Origin of the sequence: Sinomonas sp. G460-2, assembly GCF_047759905.1 — a bacterium.
Classification (GTDB): domain Bacteria; phylum Actinomycetota; class Actinomycetes; order Actinomycetales; family Micrococcaceae; genus Sinomonas.
In genome coordinates, this window is sequence record NZ_JBKZWT010000096.1 from 1 (window position 1) to 12,213 (window position 12,213).

The 12,213-nt window shown below is 68.5% G+C and carries 8 protein-coding genes; 5 read left to right on the forward strand and 3 right to left on the reverse strand.

Annotated features, from left to right (window positions below; all coding sequences use genetic code 11):
- Positions 1–150 precede the first annotated feature (150 nt).
- From ACLN58_RS10970 to ACLN58_RS10990, 5 genes are all read left to right on the forward strand, one after another.
- On the forward strand, positions 151–1,359 hold the full coding sequence (locus tag ACLN58_RS10970) for a glycosyltransferase family 1 protein (RefSeq protein ID WP_415855295.1): 1,209 nt from the start codon (positions 151–153) through the stop codon (positions 1,357–1,359).
- Positions 1,347–2,522, forward strand: coding sequence for an acyltransferase family protein (locus tag ACLN58_RS10975; RefSeq protein WP_415855296.1), 1,176 nt, complete (start codon positions 1,347–1,349; stop codon positions 2,520–2,522). Before ACLN58_RS10970 ends, ACLN58_RS10975 begins: the two co-directional genes overlap by 13 nt.
- Positions 2,519–3,865: an O-antigen ligase family protein gene (locus ACLN58_RS10980; protein WP_415855297.1), complete on the forward strand. Its 1,347-nt coding sequence runs from the start codon at positions 2,519–2,521 to the stop codon at positions 3,863–3,865. Before ACLN58_RS10975 ends, ACLN58_RS10980 begins: the two co-directional genes overlap by 4 nt.
- Before the next feature lie 70 nt (positions 3,866–3,935).
- Positions 3,936–4,703, forward strand: coding sequence for a hypothetical protein (locus ACLN58_RS10985; protein WP_415855298.1), 768 nt, complete (start codon positions 3,936–3,938; stop codon positions 4,701–4,703).
- Positions 4,704–4,733: 30 nt separating this feature from the next.
- Positions 4,734–6,032 (forward strand): hypothetical protein, encoded by a 1,299-nt coding sequence (locus tag ACLN58_RS10990; protein ID WP_415855299.1) that lies wholly within the window; start codon positions 4,734–4,736, stop codon positions 6,030–6,032.
- A 229-nt stretch (positions 6,033–6,261) separates the two neighbouring features.
- Here the strand turns inward: ACLN58_RS10990 and ACLN58_RS10995 are convergent, their stop codons facing one another.
- From ACLN58_RS10995 to ACLN58_RS11005, 3 genes are all read right to left on the reverse strand, one after another.
- Positions 6,262–10,974 carry a DUF4082 domain-containing protein gene (locus ACLN58_RS10995; protein ID WP_415855300.1) on the reverse strand — a complete coding sequence of 1,571 codons (4,713 nt, stop codon included), beginning with the start codon at positions 10,972–10,974 and terminating at the stop codon, positions 6,262–6,264.
- A 12-nt stretch (positions 10,975–10,986) separates the two neighbouring features.
- Positions 10,987–11,418 (reverse strand): VanZ family protein, encoded by a 432-nt coding sequence (locus ACLN58_RS11000; protein ID WP_415855301.1) that lies wholly within the window; start codon positions 11,416–11,418, stop codon positions 10,987–10,989.
- The coding region (locus ACLN58_RS11005; protein ID WP_415855302.1) for a glycosyltransferase at positions 11,415–12,213 on the reverse strand (799 nt) is incomplete at its 5' end. The genes ACLN58_RS11005 and ACLN58_RS11000, both read right to left, overlap by 4 nt.

Sequence of the window (12,213 nt, forward strand, 5' to 3'; positions counted from 1 at the left end):
AGTTCCGCTCGCCGCGCTCATGATCGGGGGTGCGGCGGGGCTGCTCGTGGCGGCGGTTCTGCTCCGTTCCACCATGCTCTCGGCCTGGCGATCGTTCCGCGGCTCACTCGACGAGCTCGACGCCGCGTGGTCGCAGGGGGGTGGGCGGCCATGACGATCAGCACGCGAGAGGTCCTCCGCAGGCTCGGCCAGGACGGCCTCGCCGAGACCAGCAGGCGCGCCGCTCGCGTTGCGGCGTCCTTCCTCGAACGCCGCTTCGACACGGCGTCACTCGACTTCCCGCTCCTGCCGCAGGACGTTGCGGACTCCACGGTCCACAGGGCCGCGGACGGTCCCGCGACCCCGGTGGGGACGCGGCCGCTCAAGATCGCGTGGCTGTGCACCCCGCCGTCGCCCGGATCGGGGGGACACACGACGTTCTTCCGCATGGCCGCGGCCCTCGAGCGCCGGGGCGCCGCGTGCACCGTGCTCCTGTACAACCGGCACGGATCCGATCCCGACCGCGCGCGCCAGACCATCCGCGCGAACTGGCCATGGCTCGCCGCCGAGGTGCAGGAGGTGGGGGCCCGGATCGCCGGATTCGACGCGGTGGTCGCGAGCTCGTGGGAGACGGCCCACGTGAGCGTGCGGCGCGGCCAGGCTCCGACTCGAGCTTTCTACTTCATCCAGGACTACGAACCGTACTTCCACCCGCGGGGCAGCCTGTACAGCCTCGCGGAGGACAGTTACCGGCTCGGGCTCACGCATATCGCCCTCGGCCCCATGGTGGCCGAGGAGCTGCGGAGGAACGTCGGTGCGGAGGCCGTGGTAGTCCCGTTCGGCTGCGATGCCGAGACCTACCGCCTCCTGGCGCTGGGGCCGCGGAGCGGCGTCGCCTTCTTCGCCAGGTCGGGCACCGACCGGCGCGGAGGACTCCTCGGCAGGCTTGCCCTCGAGGAGCTGCACCGTCGCCGTCCGGACGTCGGCCTGCGCGCCTTCGGCGGACCCATGCCGGCCTGGACGGTTCCCCACGAGCACCTCGGGGTCCTCTCGCCGTCCGAGCTCAACGCCGTCTACAACCGCTCCAAGGCCGGCATGGCGCTCTCGTTCACCAACGTGTCCCTCGTCCCCGGGGAGATGCTGGCCGCCGGCCTGACCCCCGTGGTCAACGACGATCCCCTCGCGCGTGCCGTGCTCGAGGATCCGCGGGTCATCTGGGCGCGACCGACCCCCGGGGGCATCGCGGATGGGCTCTGCGAGGCGCTGGACCGCTCGCCGGAGCTGGTCCCGAGCAGCATTCCCGCGCATTCCGGGTGGGATGAAACCGGCAATGCCGTGGCGGACATCATCGAATCCGGGGTGAGGTCATGGCGACGCTGAAGCCTGGCGCCGCCCTGCGGACCCCCGCGACGGCCACCCGAGTCGAGTGGCTCGACGGGGTGCGCGCGCTCGCCGCCATGTTCGTCGTCGTCCACCACGTGTGGCTCCTGAGCGTCGGCGGCTACCCGGGCAACAACGGGCCCTGGACGATGGACTGGATGGTCTACGGCCATCTGGCCGTCTCGGTCTTCATCGTGGTCTCCGGTTTCTCGCTCACGCTCTCGCCGGCGCGCCACGAAGGCAAGCTGCCCGAAGGCGGCCTTGGCTTCCTCCGGCGCCGCTTCTGGCGGATCGTGCCGCCGTACTGGGCCGCGCTCGCCTTCTCCTCCATCCTCGTCGTCGTTGGGCTCGCGTCCACTCCGACGGGGGGAGCGCTCACATCGCGGGACGTCGTCGTCCACGGCCTCCTCCTGCAGGACGCGATCGGGACCACGCCTCCGAACGGGGTGTTCTGGTCGATCGCCGTCGAATGGCACATCTACTTCTTCTTCCCGCTCGTGCTCCTGCTCGTGCGGCGCTGGGGAGCCCCCCTCGTCCTGGGCGTTGTGACGGGGCTCGTCATCGCGCAGCACCTCATCGGGGCCGTGATTCCCGCCGTCGGGTGGTTCGATCGGTTCAGCCCCGCGTACTTCGTGCTGTTCGTCGGCGGGAGCGTCGCCGCCCAGCTTGCGACCCGGGGCGCCGGAGCCTCGGCCGGGATCGTCCTCGGTGCGCTGTGCGTCGCGGGATTCGCGACCGCGGCCGGTGTCGCGGGACCGAGGACCATCGTCGGGGAGTACTTTTGGGTCGACCTCGTGGTCGGCGCCGCGACGGCCTGCCTCTTCGTGGCGCTCACGCAGGGCCGGCTCCCGTGGCTCGCCAGATTCCTGGCCCTGCGTCCGCTCGCGGTCGTGGGCACCTTCGCGTTCAGCCTCTACCTCGTGCACGCGCCGATCCTGGACGTGCTCCGCGAGCGGGTCCTCGCGCCCGCCGGGATTACGGGGGCCAACGCTTTCTGGCCGCTCATGCTCCTCGGTGTGCCGGCGGCGCTCGCGGGCGCCTACGCGTTCTTCGTGGTCTGCGAGAGGCCCTTCCTGCGGATCCGCAGCTTCCGCCAGCTGTGGGATGCGGTGCGGCAGCTCGCCGGCCCGTGGCGGCGCAGGAGAGTGGGAGGAACCCCGTGACCCAGACACACCCGGGGACGTCCATTCTCCTCAAGCTCACGCTCGCGGCGATTCTGATCTTCCCGCCCAATCTCGTGTTCTCTCCGCTCGGAGCGAGTGGGAGCCTCCCCGAGATCCTCGCACTGGGCCTTTTTGTCGTGTGGCTCATGGAGGCGTTTCTGGGGCTCCGGCATTCCGCCTGGTCCTCGCACCCGGGGCGGACGGCAGTGCTTGTCTTCGTGTTCGCCTCGTGTCTCAGCTACGCGAGCCTATTCCTCGGGTTCAGCGGCCTGAGCACGTCCCTCGCGAGAGCAGGCGCCGATCGGTGGATGCTGCTCATGGTCGCGATCATGGGAATCGTCTTCATCACGTCGGAGACCGTTCGGGACCTGGACGACGTCATGTCCCTCGCACGGTGGGTCCTCGCGGGAGGGGCCGTGTGTGCGGTCGTCGCCGTGATCCAGTTTGCGACGCACACGAATCCCGTAGACCTCCTCAAGGCCTTGATGCCGGGCTTCGTCGAAAACAGCGAGGCGAGTTCGTTCCAGGCGCGGAATGCGCTCATGCGGGTGGCCGGGACCACTCTGCATCCGATCGAACTCGGAGTTGTCAGCTCGATGCTGCTGCCGCTCGCCGTGTGGCGGGCGCTCTATGACCGCACCGGCAGCAGGACCATCCACTGGGGAATTGCGGTCGTCCTTCTCGTAGCCAACGCCCTGACCGTGTCGCGCTCAGCGATGCTCGCGCTCGCCGTCGCGATCGCCGTCATGGTGCCCGCCCTGCCCCCTATTCCCAGGAAATGGGCACTCGTCACGGTTCCCGTGGTCGGCGCCGGCCTGTTCGTGACGGTTCCGGGGCTCGTTTCCGCCATGTTCAATTCAGTGGCCGACAGCAGTTCGGACAGCTCGATTACATGGCGCCTCGATGACTATCCCCGCGCCGAGAGCCTTGTGGCCCAGAAGCCCCTCCTGGGTGGTGGCCCGGGAACCTATATGCACCTTTCCATGAAGGACAATTTCGACAACCAATATCTCTTGATTGCGGTGACGATGGGCCTCGTCGGACTCCTTGCGTTCGCCGTGTATGTGTCCGTCCCGGGACTCGCCGCGCTGGGCGTCGCGCGGTGGACCTCGGACCCGTCGCTGCGACTCCTCGCAGCCACTGCCGGAGCGGCGGGGATCATCACCGCGGTGTCGTCGGCAACCTTCGATTCGATGTCATTCCAGGTATTCGCCCTGCTCTACCCGTTCTTCATCGGAATATCGGGTGTTGTCGGGCGTCTGCACCGATCTGACGGCCGAGGCTCTGGGGTAGCCCGGACGGCTTTAAACCCAAGCAAGTTCATTCCAACGGCAATACATTAGGAGGCGATTAATCATGGGCCCAAGTGGCGTGCTCAAGACAATTTGGCATCACAAATGGGTGGCTCTCGCCGTGATTATCCTGACCACAGCAGCATCGTTCTATGTCTTCACCTCGCAGCGGACGTTCACCTCGACAGCCACCTATGCGCTGATCGCCCCGAAGGTGCCGACCGACCGCGAGATCGAGCTGAATCCTTCGCTGGCCAAGATCAATTCCGACAATCCGTACCTCCGTAGCCCCGACGGACTCCTCAGCCAGGTCCTCATCACGAGGCTCAGCACGCGGCAGGCGGCAAGCTCGTTGCAGGACGCAGGCCTTGCGAGCGACTACACCGTGACGCCCGGTGCGTCGGGAGCCTCGGTTGGACTGCTCCTGCAGATTCAAGCCACGGGCAAGAACCCGAGCCAGGCCATCGCCACCGTCGATGCGCTGGGGAAGCGCATGCAGTCAGAACTCAAGGACGTCCAGAAGGTCAACGGCGCCGACGACTCCTACTTGATCAAGGCCGAGCTCGTGCAGCCCGGAGACACCGCCCAGGAGGTCTACACGAGCAGGCTGCGCAGCATCGTCGTCGTCGCCGTCGCGGGCCTCATCGCCCTCCTGGCCGCGATCTCCATTTCCCGCCGCGTCGAACTCATGGTCCAGCGCCGCCGCCACCGGAAGGCCCTCGCTCGAGCTGCGGAGGAAGAAAAGCGCGAGCGGAACGAGGAGCCCCGGCCCGCGCAGATTCCGACCGGCACCGCGCGCCTCTCCAAGCGGCAGTCACCCGCCCGGACCGGAGTCGTCAGCGAATCGCCGGAACCGGACGAGCGAGTTCGCGTGGTGGGGCGGCGCTAGCGCACGCCGCCCCACTCGAGGAGGTCCCAGGTGTCGGGCAGGCTCGTCCGGGGCATCGCCTTCGCCTCGGCCGCAATCTTCGTGGCGGTGGCCGCGACGGCCGACGCGACGCTCCCCGGAATCGTCCTGGATCCGGCGCAGCGCCTCGCAAGCCTGCGCCCGATCGACGGCGGTGCCGGCTACTTTTCGAGGTTCGCCCATTCCCTGCCGACTGACTCGAGCTATTTCCCGGTCGCGCTGTGGTTCGAGAGTCTCGTGGATGACGAAGGCGTCTCCGCGGACCGATCCGCAGGAATCAACACCTATCTCGAGCTGACCGACGACTCGCAGCCCGAACGGGCCGCCCGGGCGGGATCCTTCGCGATCCCGAGCACGCCGGCGTCGCCCGCGGCGGGGTATCTGCTCGGCGACGAGATCGACATGTGGGCCGGACCGGGGACCGGCACGTGGACCGGCAATTTTCCGGGCGACGGCGATATCTGTGCACCAGCCGACGCCACCTGCGGATTTTCCGTGCTCGCCGCACGCCGCAAGCTGTTCCCTCAGGGCGCGGCGTCGTTCGCCAACTTCGGGAAAGGCGTCCTCTTCTGGGAGTCGGATGCGGATGCGGCACGATTCGTCGCGTCCGCCGACGTCGTCTCGGCCGACGCCTACTGGTTCACCGATCCCGACATCTGCGTCGCGTCGCAGGGCGGTTCCCTGGTCGGCGGAGACAGGGCGCTCAGCGATCCCGGCGAGTGCCGGCGCGCCGCCAACTACGGGTGGGTCGTGGACCGGATGAGATCCCTCGTGCAGCCGCAGGGGAGCAAACCTGTGTGGGCCTTCATCGAGCTCGGGCACCCCTTCGACGACGGCTCGACGATTTCCCCCGATCAAGTGCGCGCGGCAGTCTGGGAGAGCCTCATTCACGGAGCCCGCGGAATCGTCTACTTCAACCACAGCTTCGGCGGCGCGTGCCCAACCCAGCACCTCCTGCGTGACCCGTGCTCCGCGGCCATGCGCGCTGCCGTCACGGCCCTCAATCATCAGATCGCCGACCTTGCGCCGGTCCTGAACGCGCCTTTCGTCGACCACGGGGCTTCCGCGGACGGCAAGGTGGACGTCGCCGTGAAGGACTATCAAGGGAAGCTGTATCTGTTCGCCGCTGCCACGGGACCGGGCGCCCAGGACGTGACCTTCACCGCTCCATGCTGGTCCGGCGGGGCAGTGACCGTGCTCGGCGAGGGGCGGACCCTCGAAGGGGCGGGCCACACCTTCACCGACCACTTCGCCTCGGCCACTGCGGTCCATCTCTATCGGCTGGATGCTCCGAACGTATGCCGCCTCTGAGGCCCACGTCATCACGCGACTCCCTGCGCGGTGTATCCATATGGACGCCGCAGCGTATCCACGTGAACGCCTAGGTCCACGTGAACGCCTAGGTTGCCCCGCGCCATGATACGGACCAGGGGGCCCTTCAACAGCCCAGGCAACAGCCCGGAGGGTGGAGTGCTCGAGCACTCCACCCTCCGGGCTGTTGACTTCCCTGAGGCCTGGCGCCGCAGGCGTCAGGCCGCCGTCACGGCGTGGTGAACACGACGTCGACCCAGTAGTTGGTGGCGTTGTAGCTGTTGGTCGGGAAGCCCGATGCTCCGTACAGATACACGCCGTTCAGATGCCCCGAGCCGCTTGCGAGACCGTGGAGCGGTGGGTTGTCGGCCGCCGTGGCGAAGTAGTTGCCGTTAGCCGCGTAGTTGCCGCTCGGCGCGTAGTACGAGACGACGTACGTCGTGTTCGCGGAAATCGACACGGGGCTCGAGAGCGTGGCGGTCTGCCAGCCGCTCGCGGTCTCGCCGCTGAACGTCACCGTCGCGAGGAGCGTTCCGCCCGCCGACCACAGGTGCCCCACATGGGTACCCGTGTTCTGGGTGCCCTTGTAGAACTTGATCGCCGTGACCGAGCCGGAGGCGTCCGCCGTGAACTGCATGCCCAGCTCGACGGCGTTCGGATCGTTCACCGAGGCGGTTGCGGGTACCGACGACGAGCTGAAGACGCTGCAGGGGCACGTGAAGCCGGAGGAGGAGGCCGCCGTCGTGAAGCTCCAGCTGTACGCCGACGGCATGGCCTGCCCGGTGGCACTCTTCACACCCGAGATGCTCGCGGTGTACGTCGTGCTGCCGGCGAGCGAGACCGACGGCGTGAACGTGTAGGTGCCGGTCGCGGACACGTTCCCCGTCGTCCCGACCACCGGCACGCCACCGCTCGGGGTGAGCGTGAAGGTTGCGGTCGTGGTGTCGACGGCCTGGTCGAACGTGGCCGAGACGCTCGTGGTGACAGGAACACCGGTCGCGCCCTGGGCCGGCGAGGTCCTCCGGACCACGGGAGCCGCGGGGGCGCCGGGGTTGAAGACGGCGTCAACCCAGTAGTTCGTCGAGTTGTACGTCCCCGACGGGAAGGACGAGGTCGATCCGTAGGCGTAGACCCCGTTGCCGCCGTCGGTCCCGTTCGCGAGGCCGACGATGGGCGACGATCCCTGCGACGCCGAGAAGCCGCTGCTCGTGTAGGAGTAGTTGCCGTTCGGCGCGAAGTAGGAGACCACGTACGTCGTATTCGCCGTGACACTCACGGGAGTGGAGAAGTACGCCTGCTGCCACCCAGATGCCGACTCATTGACGAAGGTCACGGTGGCGAGCTTCGTCCCGGTCGACGACCAGAGATTGCCCACATGCGTCCCGGTATTGAGCGATCCCTTGTAGAACCGCACCCCGGTGATCTGGCCGGCGGTGTCGGTGCGGAACTTCATCCCGAGCTCCACCGCGCTCGGATCCGCCCCGTTGGCCGTGGCCGGCGTCGAGTTGGCCGAGAAGACGGTGCACGGGCACGAAGCCGTCGTCGTGAAGCTCCAGCTGTAGGGAGACATCGTCTGCCCCGTGGAGTTCGTGGCCCCGCTCACCGTCGCCGTGTATTGCGTGTTGTAGGCAAGGTTGGCCGACGGCGTGAACGTCGCCGTCGTCGTCGCGCTCGAGTAGGCGGCCGAGCCCGCCACGCTCGCACCGGTGGGATCCTTCAGCACGAACTGGACCGAGGAGGCGGTCACGTCCTGGCTGAACGTCGCCCCCACGACCACGTTCACGGCGACGCCGGTCGCCCCGGGCGCCGGGTTCGTCGAGGAGACGTTCGGCGCGGGCGGCGACGCGAGCGTCGTGAAGCTCCACGAGTAGGCGCTCGCCATCGTCTGGCCTGTCGAGTTCGTGGCACCGCTGACGGTCGCGGTGTACGTCACGTTGTAGGCGAGATTGGCGGACGGCGTGAACGTCGCCACGGTGCCCGCGCTGTTGAGCGACGTGGTCCCCGTCACCGAGGCACCGGTTCCGTCCTTGAGCGTGAACGTCACCGACGAGGCGGTCACGGCCTGGTTGAAGGTCGCGTTCGGCGCGGTGTTGACCGCCACGCCCGTCGCCCCAGAGCCGGGCGACGTCGAGATGACGGCCGGAGCGGGCGGAGGCGCCGCCGTCGTGAAGCTCCACGAGTACGGCGAGGCCATCGCCTGGCCCTTGGAGTTGGTCGCCCCGCTCACGGTCGCCGTGTAGCTCGTGCTGTAGGCGAGAGCGGACGACGGCGTGAACGTCGCCACGGTGCCCGCGCTGTTGAGCGACGTCGTTCCGGCCACCGAGGCACCGGTCGAGGTCTTGAGCGTGAACGTCACCGAGGACGCCGTCACGGCCTGATTGAACGTCGCCGTCGGAGCCGTGTTGATCGCGGCTCCCGTCGCACCGGAGGACGGCGTGGTGCTCGTCACCGCGGGCGCAGGGTTTGCGGAGGGCGAGAAGATGGCGTCGACCCAGTAGTACTCGGAGTCGTACACGTTGGTCGGGAACGACGACGTGTTGCCGTACATGTAGTACCCGTTGCGGGACCCGGGGAGGCTCCTCGTGAAGTGGAGCGGCGGGGAGTCCACCGAGTCACCGCCCGCCGGCGGCGGGGAGGGGTTCGGGTAGAAGTACGCCGTGTCCTCGGTGTAATGGCCCTTGGGGGCGAAGTAGGAGACGACGTAGTGGGTCCCGGCCGTGATGGTGAGCGCGGGCGAGAACGTCACGGTCTGCCACCCGGTGCTCGTCTCACCCGTGAACGTCGCGGTGGCCAGGTTGTTGCCGGCCATGTCCCAGATGTTCCCCACGTGGGTCCCGGTGTTGGTGTTGGCCTTGTAGAACCGCATGCCCGTGATGGTGCCGTCCACGTCCGAGTAGAACTGGGCGCCGACCTCAACGCCGTTCGGATCGCCGGCGTCAGCGACCTTCGGCTTCGCGTTGACTCCGACGAGCGAGCAGGGGCAGCTCACGAGCACGGATACCCCGGCGCCGGGCGTCTCGAGGTTGCCGCTGTCGTCCACGGCGCGGCTCTTGATGGTCGTGGAGGGATTTCCGTGGGCGGTCCACGTGTAGGTCCAGGTTGTGGTTCCCGTGGCCGGCCGCCACGTCGTGCCGCCGTCCGTCGAGACCTCGACCCCGGCCACGACGCCGCCGCCCGTGTCGACCGCGGTGCCCGAGATCGTGGCGACCGAGCTGTCGGTGATCGACGTGCCGGACACCGGCGACGTGATCGCGGATGTCGGAGCGGTCTTGTCCGTGGAGGCCGTGGCCGCCACGAGGCCCGAGATGAGCGTCACGGGCTGCGCGCCCATGTCGGCGAAGAGGTTGACCGTGGCCTGCTGCATCGTCGGGTCAGGGTTCTTGCCTGTGAAGGAGCCGTCGAGGCCCCACGACCATTGGACGGTCCCGGCGCCGAACACGAGGGCACCGCTCGCCGCCCGGTACTCGGTGAGATTGTGGGTCTGCGTCTGGCCCGTTTGGGTCTGGCTGCCGTAGTCGGTGAAGACCTCCGCGCTCGTATTGGTGGTCGAGGACACATCGAACAGGCCAGCGGGCCGGAAGCCGTCAGCGGCGTCGATGTCCCACTCGTAGCCGAGGGTTCCGATTCCGGCGCCGAGCGTCACGGTCTGGCTTCCGGTGAGGTTGGCCACCGGGGTGTTGCGCCAGATTCGCATCTTCGCGTATTGCGCGGGCACGGTGATGTCCGTGGTCCCCGAGTTGACGTTGAAGAACTGTCCGCTCAGGGAGTTCTGCGGGTTGCCGCCGCCGTTGGCCGTGCCGAAGCGGGGATCGGCGTACGTGCCGGTCCACGTGACGGGGTCGGTGGGCTGCTGGAAGTGCGTGTCCTTGTAGCAGACCAGGGTGCGTCCCGCCGTCGTCGGACCCGCCGCGCTGTTCTCCCAGCGCGTGCGCCAGAAGATCTCATTCCCGGTGAACATCGCGATGTTCACGCCCTTGTCGCGGGCGGCCTCGACATTGGCGCGCTGATCGTACGACCAGTACTCGTCATGGCCGGACGTCACGAAGGCCTTGTGGTTGAGCAGCAGGGAGCCTCGAGTCGCGGTGTCGAGCCCGGCCTGATAGCTCATGTCGTAGCCGTTGGCCTCCATGAAGCGGATCATGGGCATTTCGGCGTACGTGATCCAGCTGCGGCCGCTGTCGTCGAGGGCGGTGTGGAACGGCCGGTTGTACGAGACCTTGAAGGCCCCCTTGTACGCCGCGGGGCTGCCCGGCGGGCACGCGACCGTGCACGTGTACAGGCTGTTGCCGCCGTACGAGTTGTAGGCCTGCCACGTCTCGTCCGAGGTCTGGAACATGATCGACGACGTCGACGCGTCGTTGCGGACCACGAACGGGATCCAGCTGCTGCCTCCCGTGTCATCGCGCACGAGGTGGGCGATGTAGAGGCCCGAGACGGCCGTCGTGGGGATGGTCCACGAGGCGGACACGGCCCAGTTGCCGCAGTCGATGAGGCCGGTGTCGGAGAACGTCTGGCACGCGGGCTGGTTCTGGGGGAGCGCCACGCTCGGCTGGAGGTTGGCGGCGATCTTGCGCGCCCCGTTCCCTTGGTAGTAGCCGAGCCGGAGGATGTCGAAGTGGTAGGACTTGGCGGCCGTGTTCACCTTGAAGGACACGGTTTCGCCCAGGTTCGCGCTGATCTGCGTCGCGTACCCCTGGATGGTCGAATCACCCACCCCGGAAACCATCCAGTCGCTCTGCGGATCCCCCGCGAGGGTGTTCTCGCACGCGACCGCGCTGACCACGGGGGCCGCGCAGGGATTGGACGCCGCAACGGACGGGGGCGCCGAGGCGACGGGCTCCACCACCACGAACACGGCGGCCACGAGGAGCGATGAGGCCCACGCCGCGACGCCGCGCCGCAGGGACCTCCGGGCGAAACTGGGAATTGTTGGCTTGGCCACGGTGACTCCTCGTTATGACCTGGTGGAGGTCTCGGAAAGGGGTGCCCCCGGATCGGAGGCGCGTTCTGAGGTCCGCGGGCGCCGGAGGCGAAGCCACAGCGCGCCGCACAGGGCGCCGATGAGGGCGCCCGTGGTATTGGTGATCACGTCCCGGACGTTGCCGGAACGGTCGGTCAGCAGAATCCATTGGACGGTCTCGATGAACGTCGAGAGCGCGCAGCAGCCCGCGACGGCCAGCCAACGCCAGCGGCGCGGGAGGATCAGCACGAGGAGGAACCCCACCGGGACGAAGATCGCGACGTTGGCCGCCGCCTCAATGGCCCCGGCGTGCAGCCACGACGGCAGAGCGACGCCCTTGAGGCTCGGCCCCGCCGGCGCAAACACGAGGACCGCGAGGGCCAATCCGTACAGCCCCAGCGCCCACCACAGCGCGCGCCGTCTCATCGCCGGCTGCTTTCGTCGCGTTCCCACAGATGTTCATGGGCGCCCTTCGCTCCGCCGGGCTGACGACGCCCGGCAAGAGCGAAGGACGCGTAGACCGCGGCGTCGAGGGCAGAAAACGGTCCGCGCACGGAGGCGGCGAGCCCCCGGAGCGTCCGCATCGGCGCCGCGGCCCCTCCAGAGGAGGCTGGCGCCCGGTAGATCCGGTGCAGCGTGGCCACGAGCGACGCCGAGGTGCGCGGAGGGCGCACGACAACCGCTGGGCCGCCGAGCAGGACCTTATGCCCCGGATCGAAGGCCGCGTCGACGTAGAAATCGTCCGCGGCTCCTTCCGGGAACGAGCCGAGGAGCCGGTGCCCCTCCTCGGTCATGGCGTAGCAGCCGGCGCCCCACAGCGCGGCCCGGTTCGACGGGATCCGCACCCGCGCGCGGTAGTACGCGGCCACGAGCGGATCGCAGCCGGACGTGTCGTAGCGGAAGTCCGGCCGGCCCGCGAGGTATTCGCCCCGGCCGAGCTCCGCGAGAATGCCCGCGAGCGCCTCGGGCGGGACCTCGATGTCCGCGTCCAGGTACACGCGCGGCCAGCGGCTCGCGACGGCGTCCGCCGCGTTGAGGGCGCCGGCCTTTCCGGGCTCGGAGAGGTCGAGGACGCGAACGCCGGGATAGCGCGACGCGATGTGCGCCGTCCGGTCCGTGCACGCGTTGCACGCCACGATCACCTCGACGCGTCCGCTCTCGATCGCGGGCCACAGTCCCTCGAGCGTCCGCGCGATGACGCCTTCCTCGTTGTGGGCGGGG

What these genes read in the sequence shown, in the direction of transcription:
- ACLN58_RS11000 (WP_415855301.1), bottom strand. Translation starts at nt 11,418, where the DNA reads ATGAGACGGCGCGCGCTGTGGTGGGCGCTGGGGCTGTACGGATTGGCC.
- ACLN58_RS10975 (WP_415855296.1), top strand. Translation starts at nt 1,347, where the DNA reads ATGGCGACGCTGAAGCCTGGCGCCGCCCTGCGGACCCCCGCGACGGCC.
- ACLN58_RS10970 (WP_415855295.1), top strand. Translation starts at nt 151, where the DNA reads ATGACGATCAGCACGCGAGAGGTCCTCCGCAGGCTCGGCCAGGACGGC.